Genomic DNA, 26,874 nt, shown 5'->3' with positions numbered 1-26,874 from the left:
AGAGCAAAGGACTGAAAATCCTTGTGTCCCTGGTTCGATTCCTGGAGGCACCACTAATAAAATGTTAAAAAGCTTCTATTCTTTTGAATAGAAGCTTTTTTTATTTTTTTTACCAAAAACTACAATAATCTGTTTAACTTTTTTACAAAAAAGATCAGCACTTATTAATGTGTTAAAAAAAATTATAGTAAAAACAAGTAGTTAAAAAGAAAAATTAATCGTTAAGAACGATTTTAAAATTTAAAAAACACTACAAATTGATTAATTTATTCGTTAAACAAACGTAATAAAAAACAAACTAATAACGACCGACTAATCGTTCAATATGTTAAATTTTAATATTTTTTTTGGAATACAAATCATATTCTATTATATTCGTGAGCGAAAAATTATTTTAAAATTAAATAACTTATGAAAAAAATTACATTAAGTAGCTTACTTTTGAGTTTCTTTTTAATTGCAACTTCAATGTTTGCTCAAGAAAAAAGACAGATTCAAAAAAGCACATCAGACTTAGGAATAACACAAAATCAAAGTTCGATAAACACTACTCCTTTACAGTTAAGTGAAGAAAATCAAAGATCAATTGCTGAAACTGGCTATGCAAGATGTGTAAGTGTAGAAATGCACGAAAGACGCTTGCAAAGAGAACCAAGAACACAAACAGATGAAGAATTCGAAGCGTGGTTAGCTCCATTAATGGAAGCTAGAAGATCTGAAATTGAAGCCCAAAAAGCTAATGGAACACACAGAATGGCTGTTGTTTATATTCCAATTATATTTCATATAATCTCATCTGGTGGAGCAAGTAATATTTCTGATGCTCAAGTACAGGCTCAGATAGATCAATTAAATATTGATTTTGCAAATCTTGCAGGTAGCACAGATCCTGTTGCTGCAGATGCACAGGTTGTATTTTTACCAGCTACTGTAGATCCAAGTGGAAATACTCTAGCTGTACCAGGAGTAGATAGAGTTACAGCTTTTGGTTCTGGTCCTTTCCCAACAACCGATTTCGATCTAGGAGATGGTGGATTAGAAATTAAGCCTGCAACTGTATGGGATAGAAGTCAATATGCAAATATTTGGACTGCAGATATTTCTGGTGGTATTTTAGGTTATGCTCAATTCCCTTCAAATTCTACTTTACCAGGTTTAAATGCAAATGGAGGTTCTGCATTAAACGATGGTGTAGTAATAGGTTATGGAACTGCTGGTTCTGTTGCAAACCCTGGGTCTGCAGCACCATATAACTTAGGTAGAACATTAACTCATGAATTTGGACACTGGATTGGTTTACGTCATATTTGGGGTGATGGTGGTTGTGCTGTAGATGATTTTGTTACTGATACACCTGATGCTGGTGGAGCAAATTATGGTACTGCCCAAAACACTTCTTGTAGTTCTGCAGATATGGTAGAAAATTATATGGATTATACTGATGATTCAATAATGAACATTTTTACAGCTGGACAAGTCTTAAGAATTGATACTGTAATTGCAAATGCAGATGGTATATCTGACTTACCTAATTCAACAACTGCTGCTGCTGACCCAACAGTTACCTTCTCTAATGCAACTTTAACTACATCAGAAGGAACAGGATGTTCTTTTACAGATGTCACTATCGACCTTAGAATTGGAGCTTTTGCACCTACACAAAATGCAGTTGCATCTATCACTGCTCCAGCTGGGACAGCAAGTTCTGGATCAGATTTTACTTTATTAAACAGCACTGCTACATTTGCGCAAGGATTAACTGAAGACCAAAGTATAACTTTAAGAATTTTTAATGATGGTTTTGTTGAAGGCGATGAAACAATAGATTTAACCTTCACTTTAAATGCTAATGGTGGTAATGCAGTTATTGGAAATAATAATATGACCATTACCATTACAGACGATGATACAGTTCCTGTAAATACTCAATCAATTACTGTTCTTGACTCAGATCAAGAAGCTGCAGATACAACAGATTGGTTTATAATAGACAATGATGGTGATGGAAATAATTTTGGTGGAGCAACTGGACTTACTTACACTGGGATTGATGGAGGCTTCTTTATTTCAGAATCTAATGGATCAGCATTAGGTAATGGAGGAAATTTCTCACCGGACAATCTTTTATTCACAGATCTTTTTACTTTACCTGCTGGCGCAACAAATATTAACTTAAGTTATGGAGTTGGTGGTTTTCAAGATAGTGAGCCATTTGAAGTTTACTGGTCTACAGATGATACTTCTGCAGCTACTATACTTGCTGGTAACGCAGTTGATGGCGGAACATCTGGAAATAGCGCTGGAGAAATTAGAAATGTGGATTTAACAGCATATGCTGGTGAAACAGGTATACTAACATTTAGACATTTAAGTCAAGGTAATGGTCCTGCTAGAACAGATGGTATATTGCTAATTGACAACGTTTTAATAGAAGCAACAATTGCTAAATTTATACAAACAGCTGTAAATGATGGTTCTAGTAACGATTTAGTTGATTTACCAGGTTCTGGGTCAATATATACATCAGATGCAGTATCAACAGATTTAATGTTAGATATTACTAATAATAATTCATTTGATTATGGATGTGTAGATATTTCTGTAAGTAGAGCTGGAAACTCAACACAATCTTATAATGGAAGTACTGGTAATGATTTAGTAATGGATAAAACATTCGATATTACTCCAGGAAGTACAACAAATTCAGGAGATATAACAATTGATTTTTATGTAACTGCTGCAGAAATGACAGGTTTTACATCTACAACAAGTTTAACTTCTAACGATGTATTTGCTTTCAGAGAAGGAAGTAATGATATTGTTGCTTTAACGGCAACTGCTTTTGGAAGTGATTTTAAATTAAGTGGAGATTTCACAGGTCTAAATGGAAAATACTATTTAGGAGCTGAAGGTGCTTTTTCTAAGGTTGAACTTGCAGTTAATATGCTTTTATCTGGCCCAACTTATTCTGGTGGACTTATGAGTGATGAATTAAGAGTTGCTGGATACATTCCAACAACATCGCCTTATGCAGATGCTTTAACTTGTAATGCTACTGTATTTAATACTACTGGAGCTAATGCAATTGTTGACTGGGTTTGGTTAGAGTTAAGAGATGCAACAGACAACACTGTGATTGAAGCTAGTACATCTGCTTTATTACAAAGAGATGGAGATGTAGTTGGTGTAGATGGAAGTTCTAATGTAGTAATACCAACTTCTGCAAAAAATTATTATATAGTAATTAACCACAGAAACCATTTAGGTGCAATGACAAATGCTACTGTAGCTTTATCTTCAACACCTACAACTGTAGATTTCACTAGTGGAATGACAACTTTTGGAACAGATGCACAAAAAGATATGGGATCTGGAACTATGGCTTTATGGGCTGGAGACGCTAATGGTAATAACAATTTAAATTACATTGGTGCTCAATCAGAAATAACTGCTATTAGTACTCATGTTTTTAACGATCCTGCAAATACAGTTTTTGGTGGTCCTCCAACAGCAACTTATAGTTCTTTAGGCTATAGCAACGCAGATGTTAATATGGATGGAATAACACAGTACTTAGGTGCTGGAACTGATATTACTTATATAAGTGATAACATTTTCAATAATCCTAGTAATACAGTTTTTGGTGGTCCTCCAACAGCAACTTATGTATTTACAGCACAGTTACCATAAATAATTTTAATTAAAATAAACTTTAATTTCTCAACAATTGCCAAATTAAAATGGCAATTGTTGAAAATTATTATATATTTACAAAAAACATAAAAAAATGAACAAAAAAATACTTTTACTTATAGCTTTATTTGTTGGATTAACAATTAACGCACAGAGTTATACTTTTTCTTTAGTATACAATTCTGGATATAACTTTTCAGTAACTGCTACTCCAGACTATTCTAAGGCAGCACCTTTTCCTACCTTAGCGCAATCTGGTTTTACTTTATTAGTGCCAGATGGAGTTACATTAGGTCCAGTAACAGGTTATGGATTAACTTATAGTAGTGCTCCATATTTATCTTTACCAGCTCCTCATGGGGTAGAAGATGCTTTTAACCTAAGTGTACTTTATGCGCCAATTGTAGATTTACCAGAACATGTTGCCGGAACTCCAATTGTAGTAGCTACTTTTGATGTACTAGGAACACCAACAACAGGAAACTTAACACTTTTAGATAATGCATCCTCATTAGCATTAGCTGCTGGTGGTATTTTTGATAGTTTCTTCTTAGTGGAACCAACTGGAGATGCTTTAGCAACTGCAACAAATTTATATGTAGGACAAAGTGGAACTACAAGTTTTGCTTTTAACACTTTAAGTACAGCAAGTAATGAATTAGATAAAGTAGCTATTTACCCAAACCCTGTAAAAAATGTTTTAAACATTAAAGGTTTAGGTAATGTATTAGAAAAAGCGGTTATTTATAATGTTAATGGTCAAAAAGTAATTACTCAAACATCTAATTTAGAAACAATTAATACTTCTGAATTAACTGCTGGTATTTATTTTGTACAATTAGAATCTGCTAATTCTACTAAAACAATAAAATTAATTAAGGAGTAAATAAAAACTCTTTTATTACTAATTATATTTAAAACGTCTGTATTTATACAGACGTTTTTTTTGTTTCCAAATTAGTTCTATTTTAGTTAAAAAAAAGATGAGTAATTACTACGATGATAAAGATTTAAGAAAATTTGGAAAAATAACAGATTGGAACGAAACTCTTGGAAACAAGTTTTTTGATTATTATGGAGAAGTTTTTAAAGAAGGAAAACTTACTGCTAGAGAGAAATCTCTAATAGCTTTAGCAGTAGCACATACAGAACAATGCCCATATTGCATAGACGCATATACAAAAGATGGACTACAACGTGGTATAACTAAGGAAGAAATGATGGAAGCATTACATGTTGGCGCTGCTATAAAAAGTGGTGCAACTTTAGTTCATGGTGTACAAATGATGAATAAAGTCAATAAACTAGATTTATAAAAAATAATTTTCCTTTTATATTGTAAGTTTGTCTAGTTATCTCGACAAATTAGCTTTAGTACATATTTATGGCACAAACTTCTTTACAAAAAAGACATAGTGATTTAGCAGAATCTAACAGGCAATTAGAAATATTATCTGGTGGAATTTTTGCAAATGGAGAATTAGAAACATTTAAATCTAAAATTTCCAAAACCAATCAGTTTCCTTTAAAAGCTAAAAAGCTTGAAATTTTACAAATTAATGTTGGTTATATGTGCAACCAAGTTTGTGAGCATTGCCATGTAGATGCTGGTCCAGACAGAAAAGAAATAATGACTAAGGAAACCATGCTTCAATGTATAGAAGTTATAAAAAATACTGGAGCACATACTTTGGATTTAACTGGTGGAGCACCAGAAATGAATCCAAATTTTAGATGGTTTGTTGAGGAAGCTTCTAAAGCTGGTATTAAAGATTTTATTGTTCGCTCAAATCTTACCATTATAAGAGCTAATAAATCGTATTACGACTTACCAGATTTCTTCAAAAAACACAATGTGCATGTGGTTAGTTCTATGCCACATTGGACTAAAGGAAAAACAGATAAACAACGTGGAGATGGTGTTTTTGACAAATCTATTAAAGCGCTACAAGAATTAAATGCGCGCGGTTACGGAATGCCAAACAGTACATTACGTTTAGATTTAGTTTATAACCCATCAGGAGCTTTCTTGCCAGGCGACCAAGTGGCTATGGAAAAAGATTTTAAGAAAGCACTAAAAGAAGATTTCGGTATTCAATTTCATAATCTTTTTGCAATAACCAATTTACCTATTGCACGTTTTCTGGACTACTTAATAGCTTCAGAAAATTACGAAGATTATATGTATGCATTAGTAGATGCTTATAATCCTGCTGCGGTAGAAAACGTTATGTGTACAAATACACTTTCTGTAAGTTGGGATGGTTATTTATTTGATTGCGATTTTAATCAGATGTTAGAGTTACCAGTTAATAGTAAAGCTAAGCATATTAGTCAATACAATGAAGAACTTTTAGAAGGAAGAAATATTGTTATTTCTCAACACTGTTATGGTTGTACTGCTGGTGCAGGAAGTAGTTGTCAAGGAACTGTAGCATAAAAATTATTATGAAGTTAAAATACATCTTACTGTTTACTCTATTTTTTCAGCAAATTTATGCTCAAAACAATCTTGATCAATTACTTAAAAAGTATAATGATAATACTGTGCCTTATATTTCGGTTAACGAACTGGTCCAATTTAAAACTAAACCTGTTTTATTAGATGCACGCGAGATTGAAGAGTATAATATAAGTCATTTAAAAAATGCTGTTTATGTGGGCTACAAGACGTTTAAATTAGAAACTATTTTAAATACTATTCCAAATAAAGGTAACCCAATTGTGGTGTATTGCTCTTTAGGAGTTAGAAGCGAAATTATTGCTAAAAAACTTAAAAATGCTGGATATACAAACGTTAAAAATCTTTATGGAGGGATTTTTGAATGGAAGAATAAAGACTTCAGCGTTTATAATAACAATAAAAAAGAAACCGATAGTATTCATGCATTTTCTAAAACATGGAGTAAATGGCTGAAAAAGGGCATTTCATATTATCCCAAAAAACAATCTAATGAGTAATAATGCACTCATAATTTTTACAAGAAACCCAGAATTAGGTAAATGTAAAACAAGATTAGCAAAAACCATTGGAGACCAAGAAGCTTTAAATGTTTATAAATTTTTACTACAACATACGGCAAATGTGGCAAAAAAAGTAAAATCTTCACGTTATGTATATTACTCTGTAAAAATTAGAGATAACGATATTTGGGATAAAACTCTTTTCAACAAAAAACAACAATTTGGAGAAGATTTAGGTATTAGAATGCAAAATGCTTTTCAAGAGTTATTTAATTTAGGACACGAAAAAGTTATAATAATTGGTAGCGATTTATTAGACCTTTCGACAGAAATAATTGAAGAAGCGTATAAAAAACTCGACACAAACGATGCTGTTATAGGTCCTGCAGAAGATGGCGGTTATTATTTATTAGGTTTTAAAAAACCAACCCCAGAAGTATTCAATATTAAAAACTGGGGAACAGAAACTGTTTATAAACAAACTTTAGAAAAATTAATTTCAAAAAAAGTGTATGTTTTAGAAACTTTAAACGACATAGATTATGTCGAGGATTTAAAACCTTATCCAAGGTTTACTTCCTATTTTAAAACAAGCTAAACACTTTATTATGAAAACAAAATTACTTTTACTTTTAGCTGCTGTACTAACAAGTACAGTTTTTTATGCACAATGCTCTCGTTCTGGTACTTTTATAGAAAACAGCCCAAACCCAGCAGTATACCCAATTTCAGGAACAGCAAATATAACACAAACAGCTTCTGGCTTATCCGTTAACTTTGAAGGTGATTTTATTTCTGTTCAAGGATTTAAACTTTCTGTTTTCTTATCCACAACACAAACAATAGATACAGATCCAGCAACTAACCCAACTCCAACAACTTTTATTAGAGTAGATATGGATGGAGATTTATTAGATGACGAGCATAATGAAGATGCTTCAGGACATGATGGACATGTAATGACTGGTGCAAAAACATTCTCACAAAACTTATCTAGTGTAAACCTTAACGATTACCAATACATAATCTTACAATGTGTACAATTCCACGTACCATGGGGATATGCAGATTTAGGTGTTTTATCTTCAGGTTGTTCTTTAAGTGTTAAAGAAAACTCACTTTCTAAACAAATAAGCTTCTATCCTAATCCAACAAAAGATAATATTACTATTTCAAATAAAAACCAATTAAACTTAAACATTAAAGTAATTGATTTACTTGGAAAAACAGTATTAAAAACTAAAAGTGATAGATTAACAAAAAAAGAAATTAATTTAGATAATTTAAATTCTGGTGTATATTTACTTCAAATAAAAAGTAATAGAAATACTATTATAAAAAAGTTGATTAAAGAGTAGTTCTAAATGAAAAAACACATACAAGACACCGCAAAATATTTAAAAGAAAAAGGATTTGAATCTCCAGAAATAGGAATTATTTTAGGAACAGGCTTAGGTCAATTAACAAACGAATTGGAGATTATACAAGAAGTAAGTTATAATCATATTCCTAATTTCCCTACAGCAACTGTAGAGTTTCATAAAGGAAAATTAATATACGGAAAACTAGAAGGAAAAACGGTAATTGTAATGCAAGGCCGTTTTCATTTATATGAAGGCTACACATTACAAGATGTAACATATCCAGTTCGTGTAATGGCAGAGCTTGGTATTAAAACCCTTTTAGTGTCTAATGCTTCGGGAGCAATTAATTTAGACTTTAAAAAAGGTGAATTAATGCTTATTGAAGATCATATAAATCTACAAGGAAATTCACCGTTAGCATTTAAAGGTGTTGAAGAATATGGCGAACGATTTGTAGATATGAGTCAACCATATAGTTTAAGTATTAATACTAAGTTTAATGCTATAGCAAAAGCTAATAATATTAATTTACATAAAGGTGTTTACGCTAGTGTTTTTGGACCACAATTAGAAACAAGAGCAGAATATAGAATGCTTAAAATTATTGGAGCAGATGCAGTCGGAATGAGTACAGTTCCAGAAATTATTGTTGCTAATCAATTAAAATTAAATGTAGCAGCTATTTCAGTTTTAACAGACGAATGTGATCCAGATAATCTAAAACCTGTAGACATTGCTGAAATTATTGCAATGGCAACAAAAGCAGAACCAGAAATGATTACTTTATTTAAAGAATTAATAAAATCACTTTAATCACTATACTAAAAACGTTTATATAAAATGAGTTACTTAGACGCAACAAATAATTTGTACAAAGAAGCAGCATTAACTCCAGATGTTGGATTATGCTGTACAACAAACCCAATTTGGGAATTGCCTGGTTTAAAAATACCTACAATAATGCAAGAAATGAACTACGGTTGTGGTAGTACAGTTCACGCTAGAGACTTATCTAATAATCCAAAAATGCTTTACGTTGGTGTTGGTGGCGGAATGGAATTATTACAATTCTCATATTTTAACCGTGTAAAAGGTGGCGTTATTGGTGTAGATGTAGTAGATGAAATGTTAGAAGCTTCTCGTAAAAACTTTAAAGTTGCCGAAGAACAAAACGATTGGTTTAAAAGTGAGTTTGTAGACTTAGTAAAAGGAGATGCTTTAAACCTAAATGTGCCAGACAACTCTATAGATGTTGCTGCTCAAAATTGTCTATTTAATATTTTTAAAGCTGAAGACTTAAAGAAAGCTATTGAAGAAATGTATCGTGTTTTAAAACCTAATGGAAAATTGGTTATGAGTGATCCTACTTGTGAGCAACCAATGAATGATACGTTACGCAACGACGATAGATTACGTGCTTTATGCTTAAGCGGAAGTTTACCAATTGCAGACTATGTAAAAGCATTAACAGATGTTGGTTTTGGAACGATAGAGATTAGAGCAAGAAAACCATATCGTATTTTAGATCCTAAAAATTACCCAACAGACGAATTAATTTATATAGAATCTATAGAAATAGCAGCTATTAAAGATCCAATGCCAGAAGATGGACCTTGTATCTTTACAGGTAAATCTGCTATTTATTATGGTGATGAAGATTATTTTGATGATAAAAAAGGACATATTCTACTTAAAAACCAACCTATCGCTATTTGCGATAAAACAGCACAAGCTTTAAAGGATTTAGGTAGAGACGATATCTTCTTTAGCGAATCTACTTATCATTATGATGGTGGCGGATGTTGCTAATCAATAGATAATAAATTCTTGATAGATATTTAAAACCTGTAAGTTCAAAATTTACAGGTTTTTTTAATTATTAGTTAACTTAGTTTTTGACTGAAAGGTTTATCTTTAAGCTTCGACTTAATTATAAATAAAAACGCATTGGGAAATCTTATAGAAATCATACAAAACTCTTATTCTGGTTATTGGAATTACCTTAAAAATCAAATCCTATTAAATTCTAATTGGGATAATTTTTTTTACGGATTAATTTTAATTTCTGTTGTTGTTTTTATTTTAGAATTGGTTTTTCCTTGGCGTAAAAACCAACCTGTTTTTAGAAAAGATTTTTGGTTAGATACATTTTACATGTTCTTTAATTTTTTTCTATTGAACTTAATTATCCTTATAGCACTTTCTAATGCTACCGCTACTCTATTTGACACTTTTTTAAATCAATTTGGTATAGAATTAAAATCATTTCAAATAATAGACATTAGTAAATTCCCAAAGCTATTGAGTTTACTTGCTTTTTTTATAGTAAGCGATTTTGTACAATGGTTAACACATAACGTATTACATCGCGTGCCTTTTTTATGGAATTTCCACAAAGTACATCATAGTGTAAAACAAATGGGATTTGCTGCTCATTTACGTTACCATTGGATGGAACCAATTGTTTATAAAAGCTTTTTATATATTCCATTAGCTATAATTGGTGGTTTTACGGCTAAAGATGTGGCAATAGTTCACTTTTTTGCCATTACTATTGGCCATTTAAATCATGCGAACCTAGGCTGGGATTATGGTGTTTTTAAATACGTTTTTAATAATCCTAAAATGCATATTTGGCATCACGCAAAAGAGTTACCAAAACATTTACCAAAAGGAATGAACTTTGGGATTACATTAAGTCTTTGGGATTATATTTTTAAAACCAATTACGTACCGTATAATGGAAAAGATATAGAGTTAGGCTTTCCAAAAGATGACCAATTTCCTCAAGATTTTATTGGTCAAGAATTATATCCTTTCAACAAAAAATGAAACAGATAATCTATATATTAACAGTAATCTTAATCACTTCGTGTGGTTCTAAGAAAACTGCTATAGTAGCAGCGCAAACTACAGTTAAAGAAATAGAAACTCCTACAGATAATAATTCCACAGAAATAAGTTTAGTAACTGATGGAACAATAGATGACAATGGTATTTCTGAAACTGTTGAACTAGTAGCAATTGAAAAATTTGATCATAGTATTTTTAATAAGCTTCTTAAAAAACTTGTAACACAAAACGGTTTAGTTAGTTATAAAGGTTTTAAAAACAACGCTAAAACATTAAGAGATTACATTGCTTTGTTAAGTAAATATACACCTACAGAAAATTGGACTAAAGCAGACAAACTAGCGTATTGGATAAATGCATATAATGCATTAACTATTGATTTAATTATTAGAAATTATCCACTAAAAACCATAAAAGACATTAAAAACCCATGGGATCAACGTTTATGGAAATTTGGAGATAAATGGATAAATTTAAACGACATAGAACACAAAGTACTTAGAAAAATGGATGAACCACGAATTCATTTTGCTATTGTATGTGCTTCATTTTCTTGTCCTAAACTTCAAAACAAAGCATTTACAGCTTTTAATCTTGATGAGCAATTAACCAATGCAACTAAAGAATTTTTATCAGATTCTAATAGAAATAAAATTAGCACCAATAACATTGAAATCTCTAAAATATTCCAATGGTTTTCTAAAGATTTTAAGCAAAATGGCGATGTCATAAATTTCTTAAATCAATATTCTGAAATCGAAATATCATCTAAAGCTAAAAAAAGTTATATGACTTATAATTGGGATTTAAATGAGTAGAATTTCTATAATAATCCCTGTTTTAAACGAAGCAGAAACTATTGAAGATTTATTGTATCATTTAATAGATAATGCTGCCTTAGAAAACATAGCAGAAATTATAGTAGTAGATGGCGGAAGCACAGACCAAACCACTACTATTATAAAAAACACCAGATTAAACATAAAATTAATTACCACAGAAAAAGGAAGAGCTAAACAGATGAATGCTGGTGCAAAAATAGCTACAGGAACTATTTTATACTTTTTACATGCAGATTCTTTTCCTCCAAACAGATACGATGCGTTAATTATTCAAGAATATCATAACAACAATTTAGCAGGTTGTTTTCGTTTACGCTTTAACAATAACCATTGGTGGCTACGTTTAGCAAGTTGGTTAACTCAATTTTCTTGGCGTGCTTGTCGTGGAGGCGATCAAAGTCAGTTTATTACAAAAGCATTATTTGAAGAAATAGGTGGTTTTAACGAGGCTTATACTATTTACGAAGACAACATATTAATTAACGAACTTTACGCACGTAAAGAGTTTACAGTGATCCAACAAGAGATTATAACCTCAGCACGTTTATACGAACGTCATGGCGTTTGGAAACTACAATACCACTTCTGGACTATTTACGTAAAAAAATGGCTTGGAGCTTCTGCAAATGATTTGTTAACGTATTATAAGAAGCATATAGCTTAAAAGTTGTATTCTTATTTATTTCAACTAACTTAGTAGAACAATTTTATTAAACGTAATTACGAATTAATAAAAAAACCAACACAACATATATTATGAATATAGCAGTACTTATAGATGGAGACAACATTCCATCTGCACATGTTAAAGAAATGATGCAGGAAATTGCTAAATACGGAAATCCAACAATTAAAAGAATTTATGGCGATTGGACCAGTCCACATTTATCTAAATGGAAAAATCTATTATTAGAAAACGCCATTACACCAATACAACAATACGCCTATACTACAGGTAAAAACGCCACAGATTCTGCCATGATAATAGATGCTATGGATATTCTGTATTCCGAAAAAGTAAATGGCTTTTGCTTAGTATCTAGCGATAGTGACTTTACAAAACTAGCTACCAGATTAAGAGAAGCGGGAAAACAAGTTATTGGAATTGGAGAGAAAAAAACACCAAATCCTTTTATAGTGGCTTGCGATAAGTTTATCTATATAGAAATAATTAGAAAGCAAACCGAAAAGAAAGAAAGCACTAACCCAAAAGACAACACAAAAGATAGCGTAGATAAAATTACACCTAAAGTAATTAAATTAATAGCGGCTACAATCTCAGATTTATCCGACGAAGATGGCTGGGCTTTTTTAGGTGATGTTGGTAGTTTACTACAAAAAAAGCAACCAAATTTTGATTCTAGAAATTATGGTTTTGAAAAACTAACACCTTTAATTAAATCTATTGGGAAATTTGAGCTAGACAAAAGGGAAAACACAAAAAGAAAAAACAAATTAGTTTTTGTTAAGAATAAATAACTTGACTTTGTTATTTTTTTAGTCGAACTTCGTTTAACTGCTGATATAAAACATTAAAACGTATTCATATCATCTTGTTGTAGGTAATTTGATGAACAACCATATCAGAAATATTCGCATTACATTAATTATTGTTTTCAGCGCAATTGGAATATTGAGTTTTTCTTTATTTGCTTATTGGATTGCACTATCTGTGTTTGGTATTGAATTGGAAAAAAAACATTCGTTGGAATAGCTTGGAAGTTTAAAGGATTTCTCATTTTAGGACTTTTTTCAGTAATTACAACATTTGCTCTAATTAAAAATCGGAAAAATGAAATTGTATTCGGATATTCAATACCTATTGGACTTCTTCTCTACTTCTTTGTAGATATAACAAAATATTCTCTGAACTATCACTTACTGACTCTTTTTCACGAACAAGTTTGCCAATACTTTATATACTTTTTCTGATTTTAATATTCATTGGATTAATTAAAATGAGAAATAAATTGGATAAATTTAAACTTTGGGAATATATCGCTATTGGACTGTTGGCATTGTCATTATTTTTATCTCTTAATTTTATGAATTTTAAAATATAAAAACTACCTACAACAACGTGCAAAAATAATTGCTTGTGACTTGCCTACTTGGAAATTCCTGCGGAATTCCCAATGGTTCGGTTAATTTTTAGTAAGTTGGTTGCTTACACAAGCACGTTAAACGAAATCACCTAAAAATACTGTCCAATACCAAAAACAAAACCTTTGGCATCGTTTTCTGTAATACCAACACCATAATCTATTCTAAAAATAGCATTATAAATACTTTTATGCATAAAGCGTAAACCTAAACCTGGATTAATCCTAATATTATCGGCTTTACTAAAATCGTTTAATTTTCCGCCTGGATTTCGCCAAGTTCCTGCATCTATAAAAGTATTTCCTTGTAATACAAACCAATCTTTTTCCAATAAAGTATGTCTGTATTCTGAGTTTAATACAAATGCGCCAGTTCCTCTATCTATAGTGTTTCCTGCACCACGAATATTTAAGTTATTATCTACGGCAAAAGGAGAAAAAGGAGATTCTATATTACTAGAAAATCCAATACGTAATCTACTAGCCCAATTTCCTTTGGAGCCAACTCGTTTAAAATACATAACATCATTCCAAGCAATAACAAATTCTGGTAATTCAGAATTTCCATTTACACCAACGTATTGGCCATTAAAAACACTTCTAAATCCAGATACATATTGGTAATTATAATCTAAATTATTATACTCGTAAATTCCTTTTATTAAATGTTTATTTTGCCTTAAAGCTTTTGGAACTTCATTACTTGTAGCACCAGATTTGTATTTATAATATTCAGTAAATAAGTTAAACCCAAGTTCCATTCTGTGCTTAAAATTAAACTCGTATAATCCTAAAACCTCTCGAGAGGTGTTTTGGTATCTATAATCTGCAGAACTATTATTAAAAAACACAGGTTCTTGAGTGGTTAAATCCTGAAAATTAACTGCAAGTCCTAATTTGCGAGAAAATAAGTATGGTGCTCTAAAGTTTATAGCATAACTACTATAAACATCTTTCTGGTAAAAACCACCAAAAATTATATTTCTACCAAATAAATTAAATTCGTACAAACCTAATCTATATGCAAATTCATTGTTATTAGAAGTGTACACATTTACAGATGGAATTATGGTGAAATTTTCTTCAATAGTATAAAAAACTTTATAAAAATTCTCGTGAGACTTAAAGACTTGATAATAAGCGTGAGATATAGAAGGTAATCTTTTTAAACGTTTAATATCTTTTTCTATAACAACAGAATCTAGAATTTGCCCAGCTTTAACTTTAGCTATCTTTTTTACAAAAGAAGATTTTAGCTTCTTATTTCCTTGTACTTCTAAAGAAAAAACTAAGTTGTCCTGAGCTATAGCTAAACTAGAGATTAGTAAAACAAAAAAAAGAAAACACTTATTAGTTTTCATTAGAATAATAAGTTTTTAAAATAGCTTCCGCAGGTTTGTTTTGAGGTGTAAATCTATTATTGTTTATACCGCCAACAGCTTCGTAATTATGAAACCATTTCCAAACAAATCCGCCAGAAAACCAAGGTTCATGCCAAAAAGTTTCAAATAAAGCTTTTGTAGTATTGGTTTGTGCCTCAAGATTAACACTATTTTTTATTCGGCTAGTTTCCCAAGGTTTTTTACCTGCATAATCTACACTTCTGTATCCAAATTCTGTAAATAGAATTGGTTTACTAAACTTATCTGAATAACTCTTAATAATTGTTTTGTGTTTTTTCCAACCTTCCATAGAAGCTTCAAAACTTGGTGTTTTTTCTTCGGTTAATGGAAAATAAGCATCAATACCTATAAAATCTAAATCGTTCCAAAAAGATGTTTTTTCATATTCGTTCCAATTTGCAGCATATGTTAGTTTCCCCTTATAGATTTTTTTTATGTCTAAAATAAGTTGTTTCCAGTATTCTGGTCTGTGTTTTACAAACTGCTCTAACTCTGTTCCTATGCAAAAAATTTCTGCATTTAAACGTTGAGACATTCCTGCAAAGTCCAGAATAAACTTAGAATATGTTTTTTCTAAATTTTCCCAATCTGCTTCGTTTGTCATTTTTATAGTTCCGGTAAATTCGCCATTCCAAACCCAAATTTGAGGCTTTACCATAAGCTTAATATTGCTTTTCCTAAGCCATTTAGAATATTGTTGTAACCCTTCTTCAGTTTCTCCAAACCATTGACGTTTTGGATTATAATAAATATTAGAAGAATCTATAGCTTTTAATAATGCAAAAGGCATTAAAGACGCATAATTTGCATGTATTGCTTTTACTGGTTTTACATGTTTGTTCGAAATAGAATCTGATGCAGCTACAAAACTAACACCATTAATTTTTTCAACTTGACTAGTACAAGACTGAAATAAAACAACAAAAAGGATCGCAGTAAATAATTTCATATAATTCTATTAAACACTAAAGATATTCAATCTAAAACAGACTGAATATCTTTATTTCTTATTTAACTAATATCTGAGAAATTTCTAACTAAAATAAAGCTCTAACTCCTAGGCTAAATGTATTACCTAAACCTTGAAAATTAACACCTCTTACAATTTTACCATAAGAAGCTTCTAAATTTAATACATCTGTTATTTGATATTTTCCACCAAAACCTAATTGTGTATAGTTTTGTTCAAAATCGTTTCCTAAATCTATTCTAAATGCTTGTTGTGCATTTACAAATATTGTTGACTTACTCGACGGAAAATAACTTAAAAAAGCACTTAACGGCAATACCATACTATTGTTTGCAAAACGTTCGCCTGTATTTACATTGTCTCCATTTTCTTCAGCTTCTTTTTTAGATTGACCAAAATCAAACCCAAAATCTACTTCTGTAAAAATTTGCCAGTTATCGCCTCCAAAAGTTTTATCGTAGAAAAATTTAGTTTCCCAAAAAATGCTTCGTTTATCTAAATAAGTAGCATTTGGTTCGTCTTTAAAAACTGGTAAATACACGGAACTTGTAAAAGAGAAATTAGAAATACTAGCAAATGGTTGCACTCTAATAGATGGCGCTATAGTAGTTAATCCACTTCTTGAATCTATTAAATTGTTTTCAAAATTAAAGACACTTAAAGCATCTTGCCCGCCATAATTATTAGCACGAACCTGAAATATTAAACCTACATTTATACGTGAATTGTTAGAAACTCCTGTATAGATTTCCGTTGTATTTGTAAAGAAATTTTGTCTATCTATATCTTGCGCCTGACTTCTTTCGGCTGTCTGCTTGGTTTGTGTATAAAGACTATTAAAAAATTTAATATCCCATTGCCCTTTACTTAACAGTTTACTTGGTGTAAATTCTTGAATATTACTTTTTACAACTTCTGTGGTTTCAGATTCTTCTGTTTCTTGTGCAAAAACTGAAAAGCCTATAAGGAATAGAAATACTATGGTTAGTTTTGTCATTAGTATAATTTGTTTGTTATTGAAAATTAATTACTGTTTGTTTATCGTCCAGTTATATGGAAAATATGAGATCTTAGCTTTTTCGGGTACTTTTTCTGTACGATACTTGTTTATAAAATCTATTTCAGTTTTACCATTCATTGTGAAATCTTCTTTATACCATTTCATAATTTCTGATGCTTGAATTTTAGTTGCCTTCACTTGTAAAAAAGAACCATTTATAGCTTTTTTAGTTTGCACTGTTAATTGAGTATCCAAAGTACTTGGCAAATAAGCCTTACTAATTAAAGGCGGACAACCTAAAGCACCGCAAACTAAGACAAAATGGAAACGCGCATCTTTAAAATTAGCTCTCAATAATTTATGTTCTATATCGTTTAATGTAATTTGTTTTCCTGCTAAATGATAAGTTTTTTTATCAAAAAAACCTGCTTTATCTAAAGGTGATTTTATTGGCATATTATCCAACAAACTTTTAATTACTGTTAAATTGTAAGCGTTAATCCAGAAAGCTTGAAAATTTTTAACATCAGATTTAATAACCGTTATTTTTGAAGCATTTTCTAAAATAGTATTTAAATCGTTTTTATTAATACTACTATAATCTACAAGACCGTTTTTTACGTAGGTTTTAAAAAAAACATCCGATGAATTAAAAAATTGATCTAAATTTTGTGCTGAGCTTTGTAGCGTAAATAAACTTACTATGGTAATAAAAAAAAGGTTTTTCATAATATATTTAAGTTATAATAAAGCGTTTTAACGTTAGGTAAGTCGTCTTTACAATTAGAACTTACATTTATTTTTAAATCTTTGTTAAGGAATTAACAAACCATTCGACCAAAAGGCTGTAAATTAGTTTACAAACTAACTAAACCAGTCTTTTATGGAGCATATTGTAATTATTGGAAATGGTATAGCAGGAATTACTGCTGCAAGACATATTAGAAAAAATTCCGATAAAAAAATAACCATAATTTCAGCTGAAACAGAATATTTCTTTTCTCGTACTGCATTAATGTATGTGTATATGGGACACATGAAGTTTGAGCACACACAACCTTATGAAGCTTTTTTCTGGAAAAAAAACAGATTAGAATTAAAAAAAGGATTTGTAAAGCACATAGATACAGTTTCTAAATCCTTAGAATTTGCTTCTGGAGAACAATTTAGTTACGACAAATTAATTATTGCTACGGGAAGTAAACCTAATAAATTTGGTTGGCCAGGACAAGATTTAAATGGTGCTATTGGAATGTATCATAAGCAAGATTTAGAAAAATTAGAGAAATTAGCTCCAAATAATACAGTTTGTAAACGTGCAGTTATTGTTGGTGGCGGATTAATTGGTATTGAATTAGCAGAGATGTTACGTTCTAGAGATATTCCTGTTACTTTTTTAGTACGAGAAGCCAGTTTTTGGAATGGTGTTTTACCTAAAGGCGAAAGTAGTCTTATTAATGAGCATATTTTAGATCATCATATCGACTTACGTTTATCAACTAATTTGAAAGAAATTGTCTCAGATAAAAACGGTAATGTAAAATCTGTAATTATAGAAGAAACAGGAGAAGAAATTTCTTGTAATGTAGTTGGTTTAACCGCTGGTGTTTCACCAAATATAGACTTTTTAAAAACCTCTAATATAGAAATTGGTCAAGGCGTAAAAGTAAATCGTTTTTTAGAAACTAATATTACAGATGTTTATGCTATTGGTGATTGTGCCGAGCAACACGAAGCTATTGGAAATCGTAGACCAATTGAAGCTGTTTGGTACACAGGAAGAATGATGGGCGAAACTATAGCTCAAACTATTTGTAATAATAAAACAGAATACAAACCAGGACATTGGTTTAATTCAGCCAAATTTCTAGATGTAGAATACCAAACCTATGGTTGGGTTTTTAGTGAACGACATAAATCTGAAGACGAACAACACTTCCATTGGAGACACTCCAAAGAAAATATTTGTATTACAGTTGCTTATAATAAAGAGACTAAGTTGTTTTTGGGCATTAATACGTTTGGAATTAGAATGCGTCACGAAATATTCGACAAATGGCTAACCGAAAAAAGAGATATGGATTATATAATGACGCATCTAAAAGATGCTAATTTCGATCCAGAGTTTTACAAACAGTATGAGAATGAAATTCTTACAACTTACGACTCAGAATTTGGAACGTCAATAGTGCCAGTAAAGAAAAGTTGGAAACGGATCTTTTCAAAAGCTTAATCTCAGTCATTTTTAAATAAAATTAATCAATATATAAGTTTCTATTTCCGTAGGAATTAAAACGAATTATAAATGAAAGCAATCAAAACAACAGGTCTAATTATTTTCTTTATTGGATTGGCAATTTTTTCAGTATTACCAATTCTAGGAACGTATCAATTAGATGCACCAACATTTAAAAACGTTATTGGAGAAAAAAATATTAAGAGTGAGGTTTTTATCCTAGACTTAAAAGATAAAGTCTACAACAAAACTTTTAATGGCATGCAGAGTTTGTCGCCTGTAATTGCAAAAGCTATTACAGAAGCCAACAAATATCACATTAAAAATAAAGAATGGGGCAAAAAAATCTATACCAAACCAAGTGATATGTCTGCTTTAATTGGGAAAAAATCAGCTGTAGGTTTTATTCCAGAAAACAAAGGGTTAATGTGGTTTTTAACTTTTGGATTAGGAATTATTGGCGCCTTAATGTTCATTTTGCCAAACGTTATTTTATTAGGAAAAAAAGGCATAAAAAATAATGGTATCTATCATGAATGCTCAACTAATAAAGGTTGGATTGGCTGGTTGGTATTTTTCTTTTTAGTATCGTTTTATATTGTACTTTATTTTGGGTCAGAATACGCCACAAATTGGACGTTTTTAGTAGATCCAATTAGTGAATTTTTAAGCGGAAATCTTGCGGGACATTGGTTTGTTTATGGTTTTATGTATTGTGTAGTTATGACAGTTATGGCAGTTAGAATGTACATAAAATACAGACATAACATCTATCAGGTTTTTAGAACAACATCTGTTTTGTTTTTTCAAATTGTATTTGCTTTTATAATTCCTGAGATTATGGTACGCTTACAAATGCCTTATTACGATTTTAAAAACGCCTTTCCTTTAGACTATGATTTCTTTTTTAAATGGAATTTAAATGAGCTACTTACAAGTGGTGGAATTGGCTTATTTATTTTAGTTTGGGGAATTGTGTTAACCTTAGTTATTGTTCCAATTATGGTCTATTTTTTTGGCAAAAGATGGTATTGTTCTTGGGTTTGTGGTTGTGGTGGATTAGCAGAAACATTAGGAGATCCCTACAGACAACATTCAAGTAAATCATTGTTTTCTTGGAAAGTAGAACGTTACTTAATACATAGTGTTTTATTATTTGCAATAATAATGACAGGTTTAACTTTGTTTAGCTTCTTTGCAGAAACAGGAACTGTTTTAGGTATAAAAGTATCTTCTATTCAAACGGCTTATAGTTTATTAATAGGTTCAGTTTTTGCAGGAGTTATTGGAACTGGATTCTATCCAATTTTTGGAAATAGAGTTTGGTGTAGATTTGGTTGTCCTTTAGCAGCATATTTAGGCTTTGTACAACGTTTTAAATCACGTTTTAGAATTACTACAAATGGTGGACAATGTATATCTTGTGGAAATTGTTCTACGTATTGCGAGCAAGGAATAGACGTTAGAGCTTATGCTCAAAAAGGCGAAAATATTGTAAGATCAAGTTGTGTTGGTTGTGGTGTTTGTAGTGCGGTTTGTCCGCGTGGTGTCTTAAAATTAGAAAATGGCCCAGAAGATGGACGTATTAATCCAACAGAAATTCTTTTAGGAAATGATGTTGATTTAATGGATTTACTTAATAAAAAGTAATTTTTAAAAATGAAATTTATAACAATACTCTTATTATTTTTTAGCTTAACATTCTGCTTGGCTCAAAAAGAGTATCAAATAAATAGATTTAATAATAATAGTATTAAATCTCACGGCTGGTTAGATAGGAATCAAAAATCTGAGCATTGGACGTTTTATTATCAAGATAGTATTGTAAAAGAAAAAGGCTCTTTTAAATTAGGTATAAAATCGGGTTATTGGAAAACATTTTATATAGACAACACATTAAAATCTGAAGGTTTTTATAAACAGAATTTAAAAAATGGTTATTGGAAATATTACCATAACAATGGAAATGTTTCAGAAAGCGGAGAATATCTAAATAATAAAAAATCAGGATTTTGGAAAACGTTTCATAAAAACGGTACACTTATAGAAAGTAGTCAGTTTAATAATGGAATGAAAAATGGTTACATTAAAACCTATTCTATCAATAACACTATTGTTTCTGAAGGTTTAACAAGAGATAATAAACGTGAAGGTTTCTGGAAAGAATATTACAATAACGGAAAAATAAAGAATCAAGGTAATTTTCAGAAAAATCTAAAAGTAGGTTACTGGAAATCATACTTTAGTTCAGGAAAAATAAAGAATCAAGGTAATTACAAAAATAATTTAAAAATCAATTTTTGGACATACTATTATGCTAACGGAAAAAAAAGTAAATTTGGCACTTTTAAAAACGGATTAGAAACCAATTATTGGTATTATTTTTCTGAAGAAGGACATAAGCAAAAAGAAGGCCATTTTAAACAAGGTAAAAAACAAGATTGGTGGCTTTTTTATGATAATATGGAACGTGTAAATCATAGATGTCAATTAAAAAATAATCAAAAAAATGGTTATTGCTTAATGTACCACAAAGAAGAATTAGTTTCGGCTGCAAAGTTTTCAAAAGGAAAAAAAATAAAAGTATGGACAGATTTAGAGTCCTTTAAAAAAGAAAATAATTTAAGTGATCTAAAATGACCAATATAAAAGTGATTATTCCAGCTTATAACGAGCAAGACTCTATTGCAAAGGTTATTGCTGAAATTCCTACTATTGTTAACGAGATTATTGTGGTTAATAATAAATCAAACGATTTAACTTTAGAAAATGCTACAAAAGCTGGCGCTACAGTTTTAACAGAAAATAATCGCGGTTATGGTTATGCTTGTCTTAAAGGTCTAGAATATCTTTCAAATTTAGAACCAAAACCAGATATTGTTGTTTTTCTTGATGGTGATTATAGCGATTACCCAGAAGAATTAACAAAAGTTGTTGCGCCTATTTTAGAAGAAAACATAGATTTTGTAGTTGGCGCAAGAGTTAAAAAACATCGAGAAACTGGTGCTATGACACCTCAACAAGTATTTGGAAATTGGTTAGCTACTTTTTTAATGAAACTCTTTTTTAATGCCAAGTTTACAGATCTAGGACCATTTAGAGCTATAAAATATAATAAACTACTAGAGTTAAATATGCAAGACCAAACCTATGGTTGGACTGTAGAAATGCAACTTAAAGTTTTAAAGCAAAAAATGACTTATAAAGAGGTAGAATTAAGGTATAAAAACAGAATTGGTGTCTCAAAAGTTTCAGGTACGGTAAAAGGTACTATATTTGCAGGAATAAAAATTTTAGGTTGGATTTTTAAATATAGTTTTAAGAAGTGAATTTACCAGATCCAAACGACGTAATTTACAATTTTGCGTTCGTTATTATTTTAATATACTCTATAGCATTAGTGCTTATCTTTATGTATGCTTTAGCTCAGCTAAACTTACTATTTAATTATATTTCTGCAAAAAAAATAAAAGATAATTCACCTAAGTTTAATTTAGATAATCTAGACGAAATTCCTTTTGTAACTATTCAATTACCAGTTTTTAACGAAGCTTATGTAATGGATAGACTTTTAGAAAATATTAAACTAATAGATTATCCAAAAGATAAATATGAAATTCAGGTTTTAGACGATTCTACAGACGAAACCGTAATTTCTACAAAAGCTCACGTAGAGCAATTAGCAAAAGAAGGTATAGATATTAAACATATTACTAGAACTAATCGACAAGGTTTTAAAGCTGGAGCTTTAAAAGAAGGTTTAGAAATAGCTAAAGGTGAATATATTGCCATTTTTGATGCAGATTTCTTACCAAAAACAGATTGGCTAAAACTAACTATTCCTTATTTTAAAGATGATAAAATTGGTGTTGTACAAACACGTTGGTCTCATATTAATAGAGACTATTCTATTTTAACAAAAATTCAAGCTTTTGCTTTAGATGCGCATTTTAGCCTAGAACAAGTTGGACGAAACTCTAAAGGACACTTTATAAACTTTAACGGAACAGCAGGGATATGGCGTAAAACCTGTATCATAGATGCTGGAAATTGGGAAGGAGATACACTTACTGAAGATTTAGATTTAAGTTATAGAGCGCAATTAAAAGGTTGGGATTTTAAATATTTAGAAGATGTTACTACACCTGCAGAATTACCAGTAGTAATTAGTGCAGCAAGATCTCAACAATTCCGTTGGAACAAAGGTGGCGCAGAGAACTTTAGAAAAATGACTAAACGCGTTTTAAAAAGTAATCTATCTTTAAAAACTAAAATACATAGTGTTTTACACTTACTAAATAGTACAATGTTTTTAAATGTATTGTTAGTTGGAATTTTAAGTATTCCAATGCTATATATTAAAAATGAATATGCACACTTAAAAAACTACTTTTTGGTAATGAGTTTCTTTGTGGCTAGTACACTTATATTCTTTATCTGTTATTGGGTAATGTACAAGAAAAATCACGGAAACACCTTTAAAGACTTCATACAATACGTAGTTATGTTCTTTACATTTTTCTCTATAGCTATGGGATTCTCTTTACATAATTCTATTGCCGTTTTAGAAGGACATATTGGAAAACGAAGTGAATTTGTTCGTACTCCAAAATTTAACATTAGCTCGTTAAAAGATAGTTGGAAAGGCAACAAATACTTACGCAAAAACATATCTTTAAATGTAATTATAGAAGGCATATTAATGCTATACTTTGCGTTTGGAATGTATAGCGCTTTTATAGTTGGAGATCAAGGCGGAGATTTTGGATTATTTCCATTTCACGCCATGTTAACTATAGGGTTTGGTTTTGTATTCTTTAAGTCTTTAACTTCTAAAGCCTAATTGTTTTCTATTATTTTTAGTTAAATTGCTAATTCATAATTTATGAAAGCACTTTCGTTACTAAAATCAAAACAAATACTACCAATTATAATATGTGTAATAGCTTATATACTATTTGCATATCAATTAGAACGCGAACAATTTGCATTTCTGTTTTCACTATACAGCATACTGTTTTTAGGTTTTATACTAGTTTTAAAATTTGGAAATTTAACTTTTAAACAGCTAGCTTATATCGCTTTTGGATTTAGAGCCTTATTTATTTTAGCTGTTCCAAATTTATCTCAAGATTTTTACCGCTTTATTTGGGATGGACGCCTAATTCTAGAAGGTTTAAATCCTTATCTACAAACGCCAAATACTATAATGGCTTCTGGAATTATTCCAATAGCAAACGCACAAGAACTCTATAAAAATATGGGAGAGTTAAGTGCTATGCATTTTAGCAATTATCCACCAATAAATCAATTGTATTTTTTTATTGCAGCCTTATTTAGCTCTAAAAGTATTTTAGGAAGCGTAGTTGTTTTAAGAATCTTAATTATTATAGCTGACTTAGGTGTTTTATATTTTGGGAAACGTCTGTTAGAGCATTTAAAAATTAACCCAAAACAGATTTTTTGGTATATTTTAAATCCATTTATTATAATTGAATTAACTGGAAACTTACATTTTGAAAGTGTAATGGTTTTCTTTTTAATTTCTAGTTTATATTACTTATTTAAAAACAAGTGGATTATAGCAGCAATACTTTTAGGCTGTTCAATTTCTGTTAAATTAATTCCACTACTATTTTTACCAGTGTTTTTTTGGTGGTTTTTAAAACATAAAAAGAGTACAGAATTTACTGTAGTTAATTTCATAAAACTAATTAGTTTTTACATTTTAGTTATTCTCACATTAGTTGTTAGTTTCTTACCATTTTTATCTCAAGAACTCATTGCCAATTACAGTAAAACAATAGGATTGTGGTTTGGTGATTTTGAGTTTAATGCCAGTTTATATTATGTTTTTAGAGAAATTGGTTATTGGTTTAGAGGCTATAACGAAATTAAAATAATTGGAAAATTAATACCAATACTCGTTATACTATTTACACTACTAATTACCTTTTTACGTAAAAACCAACAACCTAAAACTTTAATTACATCTTTATTATTAGCCTTAAGTTTTTATTTATTTACAGCCACAACAGTACATCCTTGGTATATAGCAACAGTATTAATTCTAAGTGTTTTTACTACTTATAACTATGTAATAGTTTGGAGTTTTATAGTTGTATTAAGCTATTATACGTATTCTCAAATAGATTTTAAAGAAAACATATTATTACTTTTCATACAGTACATTTTGGTTTATAGTGTGTTTTTTTGGGATGTATTTTTTAATAGAAAACTTAAAAATAGTATAAAATGAATTTAATAGATTTTTTTATTGGTGCATTATTAGTTAATGCAATGCCTCATTTAATTTTTGGATTAACTAAAACATATTTTCTTGGACTATTTGGATACAGCCCAAAAGGTAATATTGCTTACGCAGTTCTTCAGTTTATAATTTGTTTAGTTCTTTTTCATTTTAATTATGGGCTAGATCTACTAATAGAAAATGGCTTTTTAATTGGAGGACTTATAGTTTTAGTACTTTATTTTATTCTTGGAAAAGTTATGGTTGTATTTTATGGAAAACAAGACCAAAGCGTTAAAAACAACAAGAACTAAAATCAAAAAAGTATGAGAGTGACGTTAAACTTTCAATATTATACTATTTTATATGTAATATTTTTTAGCATAGTTTTATTTGGTTGTAAAAAGGAAAAAAAACAAAATCATTTTAATAACAAGAAAAATGTTTCTGTAAGTAATAATTCTTCAATAATTAATTCTGTTTGTGAACAAATAAATATTAATTATGAGAGAAAAGATTATGCTGAATTTAGTGTGTTTAAATTATTTGGAGAAGACTTGATTTTTGAAATGATTTTAATAGATACTCAAGAAAAAGCATTGCTAAAAGTTAATAATCATTTTTATTTAACACATCTAAATTTTACATATGAAACAGATAAAAAGACTTCAATTTCAGATATAAAAGTTTTTAATTGTGGTAATAATATTCAAACCTTATTACTACCACTTTCTACTGAGGAATTATTAACGTATCAAGTAATAGAACTAAATAACACAACACACAAAAATCTAGGGATGCTTTCGTATGAAAATGTAGATTTAGGTAAGTTATTCAATGTAAATAGTTCAAATAAATTAGAAAAAAATAAAGATGGATATATCTTTAAAATAATAAATAACGATACTAATAAGCCATTAGTTATTTATGATGAATTAAGTCCTCTTGATAACTTTAAAGATGTTAATCAAGTATACCCAAAAGTGGAAACCTATCTTAATATTAGGTCTGGACCAAATATTGAAAATTCTAAAGTCATTGGAAAAGCTTATCCAAACGATAAATTGTTTGTTTTAAGTGACATAAACAAAAAATGGGTTTTAATTTATTTTAACAATAGTTTTGGTTATGTTTATAGAGGTTTTCTATTTAGTACTAATCTTACACAAAACCGTTAAACGAACCTTAAAAAGAATC

25 protein-coding genes are annotated in these 26,874 nt (G+C 30.0%); 21 read left to right on the top strand and 4 right to left on the bottom strand.

Annotated elements, in window-relative coordinates; translation table 11 throughout:
• Positions 1-411: 411 nt before the first annotated feature.
• The 13 genes from ACFDSN_RS03905 (at position 412) to ACFDSN_RS03845 (ending at position 13,195) form a co-directional block, all read left to right on the top strand.
• The gene (locus ACFDSN_RS03905) at positions 412-3,690 is read left to right on the top strand and encodes a M43 family zinc metalloprotease (RefSeq protein WP_375238520.1); all 3,279 of its coding nucleotides are present in this window, start codon (positions 412-414) and stop codon (positions 3,688-3,690) included.
• Between the two features lie 97 nt (positions 3,691-3,787).
• Positions 3,788-4,579 (top strand): T9SS type A sorting domain-containing protein, encoded by a 792-nt coding sequence (locus ACFDSN_RS03900; protein WP_375238519.1) that lies wholly within the window; start codon positions 3,788-3,790, stop codon positions 4,577-4,579.
• Between the two features lie 97 nt (positions 4,580-4,676).
• Positions 4,677-5,009: an arsenosugar biosynthesis-associated peroxidase-like protein gene (locus ACFDSN_RS03895; RefSeq protein WP_375238518.1), complete on the top strand. Its 333-nt coding sequence runs from the start codon at positions 4,677-4,679 to the stop codon at positions 5,007-5,009.
• 68 nt (positions 5,010-5,077) lie between these two features.
• Positions 5,078-6,133, top strand: a complete 1,056-nt coding sequence (arsS, locus tag ACFDSN_RS03890) for an arsenosugar biosynthesis radical SAM (seleno)protein ArsS (RefSeq protein WP_375238517.1) — start codon at positions 5,078-5,080, stop codon at positions 6,131-6,133.
• An 8-nt stretch (positions 6,134-6,141) separates the two neighbouring features.
• Complete coding sequence (locus ACFDSN_RS03885) at positions 6,142-6,654, top strand: rhodanese-like domain-containing protein (protein ID WP_375238516.1); 513 nt, start codon at positions 6,142-6,144, stop codon at positions 6,652-6,654.
• The gene (locus ACFDSN_RS03880) at positions 6,647-7,255 is read left to right on the top strand and encodes a TIGR04282 family arsenosugar biosynthesis glycosyltransferase (protein ID WP_375238515.1); all 609 of its coding nucleotides are present in this window, start codon (positions 6,647-6,649) and stop codon (positions 7,253-7,255) included. Before ACFDSN_RS03885 ends, ACFDSN_RS03880 begins: the two co-directional genes overlap by 8 nt.
• 10 nt (positions 7,256-7,265) lie before the next feature.
• The gene (locus tag ACFDSN_RS03875) at positions 7,266-8,015 is read left to right on the top strand and encodes a T9SS type A sorting domain-containing protein (protein WP_375238514.1); all 750 of its coding nucleotides are present in this window, start codon (positions 7,266-7,268) and stop codon (positions 8,013-8,015) included.
• A gap of 6 nt (positions 8,016-8,021) precedes the next feature.
• Positions 8,022-8,834 (top strand): purine-nucleoside phosphorylase, encoded by an 813-nt coding sequence (locus ACFDSN_RS03870; RefSeq protein ID WP_375238513.1) that lies wholly within the window; start codon positions 8,022-8,024, stop codon positions 8,832-8,834.
• 27 nt (positions 8,835-8,861) lie between these two features.
• Positions 8,862-9,830, top strand: a complete 969-nt coding sequence (gene arsM, locus ACFDSN_RS03865) for an arsenosugar biosynthesis arsenite methyltransferase ArsM (protein ID WP_375238512.1) — start codon at positions 8,862-8,864, stop codon at positions 9,828-9,830.
• Between the two features lie 138 nt (positions 9,831-9,968).
• Entirely contained in the window at positions 9,969-10,853 is an 885-nt protein-coding gene (locus tag ACFDSN_RS03860; RefSeq protein ID WP_375238511.1) for a sterol desaturase family protein, read from the top strand.
• Positions 10,850-11,692, top strand: a complete 843-nt coding sequence (locus ACFDSN_RS03855) for a DUF547 domain-containing protein (protein WP_375238510.1) — start codon at positions 10,850-10,852, stop codon at positions 11,690-11,692. Before ACFDSN_RS03860 ends, ACFDSN_RS03855 begins: the two co-directional genes overlap by 4 nt.
• Entirely contained in the window at positions 11,685-12,380 is a 696-nt protein-coding gene (locus ACFDSN_RS03850; RefSeq protein ID WP_375238509.1) for a TIGR04283 family arsenosugar biosynthesis glycosyltransferase, read from the top strand. The genes ACFDSN_RS03855 and ACFDSN_RS03850 overlap by 8 nt, the downstream gene beginning before the upstream one ends.
• Positions 12,381-12,472: 92 nt before the next feature.
• A complete protein-coding gene (locus tag ACFDSN_RS03845; RefSeq protein ID WP_375238508.1) occupies positions 12,473-13,195 on the top strand; it encodes an NYN domain-containing protein in 723 nt (240 codons plus the stop codon).
• 715 nt (positions 13,196-13,910) lie between these two features.
• Here the strand turns inward: ACFDSN_RS03845 and ACFDSN_RS03840 are convergent.
• The 4 genes from ACFDSN_RS03840 to ACFDSN_RS03825 all read right to left on the bottom strand — a co-directional run bounded on the left by ACFDSN_RS03840 (position 13,911) and on the right by ACFDSN_RS03825 (position 17,920).
• Positions 13,911-15,179: an outer membrane protein assembly factor gene (locus ACFDSN_RS03840; RefSeq protein ID WP_375238507.1), complete on the bottom strand. Its 1,269-nt coding sequence runs from the start codon at positions 15,177-15,179 to the stop codon at positions 13,911-13,913.
• Entirely contained in the window at positions 15,169-16,170 is a 1,002-nt protein-coding gene (locus ACFDSN_RS03835) for a glycoside hydrolase (RefSeq protein WP_375238506.1), read from the bottom strand. The genes ACFDSN_RS03840 and ACFDSN_RS03835 overlap by 11 nt, the downstream gene beginning before the upstream one ends.
• 88 nt (positions 16,171-16,258) lie before the next feature.
• The gene (locus ACFDSN_RS03830) at positions 16,259-17,188 is read right to left on the bottom strand and encodes a hypothetical protein (RefSeq protein ID WP_375238505.1); all 930 of its coding nucleotides are present in this window, start codon (positions 17,186-17,188) and stop codon (positions 16,259-16,261) included.
• Positions 17,189-17,218: 30 nt separating this feature from the next.
• A complete protein-coding gene (locus ACFDSN_RS03825) occupies positions 17,219-17,920 on the bottom strand; it encodes a DUF547 domain-containing protein (protein WP_375238504.1) in 702 nt (233 codons plus the stop codon).
• Positions 17,921-18,074: 154 nt separating this feature from the next.
• On the opposite strand from ACFDSN_RS03825, the gene ACFDSN_RS03820 reads away from it, so the two are divergent.
• The 8 genes from ACFDSN_RS03820 to ACFDSN_RS03785 all read left to right on the top strand — a co-directional run bounded on the left by ACFDSN_RS03820 (position 18,075) and on the right by ACFDSN_RS03785 (position 26,855).
• The gene (locus ACFDSN_RS03820) at positions 18,075-19,424 is read left to right on the top strand and encodes an NAD(P)/FAD-dependent oxidoreductase (protein ID WP_375238503.1); all 1,350 of its coding nucleotides are present in this window, start codon (positions 18,075-18,077) and stop codon (positions 19,422-19,424) included.
• A gap of 72 nt (positions 19,425-19,496) precedes the next feature.
• Entirely contained in the window at positions 19,497-21,077 is a 1,581-nt protein-coding gene (locus ACFDSN_RS03815) for a 4Fe-4S binding protein (protein ID WP_375238502.1), read from the top strand.
• A gap of 9 nt (positions 21,078-21,086) precedes the next feature.
• Positions 21,087-22,067 (top strand): toxin-antitoxin system YwqK family antitoxin, encoded by a 981-nt coding sequence (locus ACFDSN_RS03810; RefSeq protein WP_375238501.1) that lies wholly within the window; start codon positions 21,087-21,089, stop codon positions 22,065-22,067.
• Positions 22,064-22,756: a glycosyltransferase family 2 protein gene (locus tag ACFDSN_RS03805; protein WP_375238500.1), complete on the top strand. Its 693-nt coding sequence runs from the start codon at positions 22,064-22,066 to the stop codon at positions 22,754-22,756. The genes ACFDSN_RS03810 and ACFDSN_RS03805 overlap by 4 nt, the downstream gene beginning before the upstream one ends.
• 83 nt (positions 22,757-22,839) lie before the next feature.
• On the top strand, positions 22,840-24,270 hold the full coding sequence (locus tag ACFDSN_RS03800) for a glycosyltransferase (RefSeq protein ID WP_375238521.1): 1,431 nt from the start codon (positions 22,840-22,842) through the stop codon (positions 24,268-24,270).
• A gap of 42 nt (positions 24,271-24,312) precedes the next feature.
• A complete protein-coding gene (mptB, locus tag ACFDSN_RS03795) occupies positions 24,313-25,686 on the top strand; it encodes a polyprenol phosphomannose-dependent alpha 1,6 mannosyltransferase MptB (RefSeq protein ID WP_375238499.1) in 1,374 nt (457 codons plus the stop codon).
• Entirely contained in the window at positions 25,683-25,991 is a 309-nt protein-coding gene (locus ACFDSN_RS03790) for a hypothetical protein (protein ID WP_375238498.1), read from the top strand. Before mptB ends, ACFDSN_RS03790 begins: the two co-directional genes overlap by 4 nt.
• A gap of 12 nt (positions 25,992-26,003) precedes the next feature.
• Positions 26,004-26,855, top strand: a complete 852-nt coding sequence (locus ACFDSN_RS03785) for an SH3 domain-containing protein (protein WP_375238497.1) — start codon at positions 26,004-26,006, stop codon at positions 26,853-26,855.
• The last annotated feature ends 19 nt before the right edge of the window (positions 26,856-26,874 follow it).

This window comes from Aurantibacter sp. (assembly GCF_042094015.1).
In the GTDB taxonomy this organism is placed as follows: Bacteria; Bacteroidota; Bacteroidia; order Flavobacteriales; family Flavobacteriaceae; genus Aurantibacter.
Note: the sequence above shows the minus strand (reverse complement) of the source record. Positions and strands in the feature narration are given on the sequence as shown.

What these genes read in the sequence shown, in the direction of transcription:
- ACFDSN_RS03830 (WP_375238505.1), bottom strand. Translation starts at nt 17,188, where the DNA reads ATGACAAAACTAACCATAGTATTTCTATTCCTTATAGGCTTTTCAGTT.
- ACFDSN_RS03895 (WP_375238518.1), top strand. Translation starts at nt 4,677, where the DNA reads ATGAGTAATTACTACGATGATAAAGATTTAAGAAAATTTGGAAAAATA.
- ACFDSN_RS03835 (WP_375238506.1), bottom strand. Translation starts at nt 16,170, where the DNA reads ATGAAATTATTTACTGCGATCCTTTTTGTTGTTTTATTTCAGTCTTGT.
- ACFDSN_RS03905 (WP_375238520.1), top strand. Translation starts at nt 412, where the DNA reads ATGAAAAAAATTACATTAAGTAGCTTACTTTTGAGTTTCTTTTTAATT.
- ACFDSN_RS03785 (WP_375238497.1), top strand. Translation starts at nt 26,004, where the DNA reads ATGAGAGTGACGTTAAACTTTCAATATTATACTATTTTATATGTAATA.
- arsM (WP_375238512.1), top strand. Translation starts at nt 8,862, where the DNA reads ATGAGTTACTTAGACGCAACAAATAATTTGTACAAAGAAGCAGCATTA.
- ACFDSN_RS03875 (WP_375238514.1), top strand. Translation starts at nt 7,266, where the DNA reads ATGAAAACAAAATTACTTTTACTTTTAGCTGCTGTACTAACAAGTACA.
- ACFDSN_RS03820 (WP_375238503.1), top strand. Translation starts at nt 18,075, where the DNA reads ATGGAGCATATTGTAATTATTGGAAATGGTATAGCAGGAATTACTGCT.
- ACFDSN_RS03790 (WP_375238498.1), top strand. Translation starts at nt 25,683, where the DNA reads ATGAATTTAATAGATTTTTTTATTGGTGCATTATTAGTTAATGCAATG.
- ACFDSN_RS03870 (WP_375238513.1), top strand. Translation starts at nt 8,022, where the DNA reads ATGAAAAAACACATACAAGACACCGCAAAATATTTAAAAGAAAAAGGA.
- ACFDSN_RS03885 (WP_375238516.1), top strand. Translation starts at nt 6,142, where the DNA reads ATGAAGTTAAAATACATCTTACTGTTTACTCTATTTTTTCAGCAAATT.
- ACFDSN_RS03850 (WP_375238509.1), top strand. Translation starts at nt 11,685, where the DNA reads ATGAGTAGAATTTCTATAATAATCCCTGTTTTAAACGAAGCAGAAACT.
- ACFDSN_RS03815 (WP_375238502.1), top strand. Translation starts at nt 19,497, where the DNA reads ATGAAAGCAATCAAAACAACAGGTCTAATTATTTTCTTTATTGGATTG.
- ACFDSN_RS03845 (WP_375238508.1), top strand. Translation starts at nt 12,473, where the DNA reads ATGAATATAGCAGTACTTATAGATGGAGACAACATTCCATCTGCACAT.
- ACFDSN_RS03825 (WP_375238504.1), bottom strand. Translation starts at nt 17,920, where the DNA reads ATGAAAAACCTTTTTTTTATTACCATAGTAAGTTTATTTACGCTACAA.
- ACFDSN_RS03880 (WP_375238515.1), top strand. Translation starts at nt 6,647, where the DNA reads ATGAGTAATAATGCACTCATAATTTTTACAAGAAACCCAGAATTAGGT.
- arsS (WP_375238517.1), top strand. Translation starts at nt 5,078, where the DNA reads ATGGCACAAACTTCTTTACAAAAAAGACATAGTGATTTAGCAGAATCT.
- ACFDSN_RS03810 (WP_375238501.1), top strand. Translation starts at nt 21,087, where the DNA reads ATGAAATTTATAACAATACTCTTATTATTTTTTAGCTTAACATTCTGC.
- mptB (WP_375238499.1), top strand. Translation starts at nt 24,313, where the DNA reads ATGAAAGCACTTTCGTTACTAAAATCAAAACAAATACTACCAATTATA.
- ACFDSN_RS03800 (WP_375238521.1), top strand. Translation starts at nt 22,840, where the DNA reads ATGTATGCTTTAGCTCAGCTAAACTTACTATTTAATTATATTTCTGCA.
- ACFDSN_RS03900 (WP_375238519.1), top strand. Translation starts at nt 3,788, where the DNA reads ATGAACAAAAAAATACTTTTACTTATAGCTTTATTTGTTGGATTAACA.
- ACFDSN_RS03840 (WP_375238507.1), bottom strand. Translation starts at nt 15,179, where the DNA reads ATGAAAACTAATAAGTGTTTTCTTTTTTTTGTTTTACTAATCTCTAGT.
- ACFDSN_RS03805 (WP_375238500.1), top strand. Translation starts at nt 22,064, where the DNA reads ATGACCAATATAAAAGTGATTATTCCAGCTTATAACGAGCAAGACTCT.
- ACFDSN_RS03855 (WP_375238510.1), top strand. Translation starts at nt 10,850, where the DNA reads ATGAAACAGATAATCTATATATTAACAGTAATCTTAATCACTTCGTGT.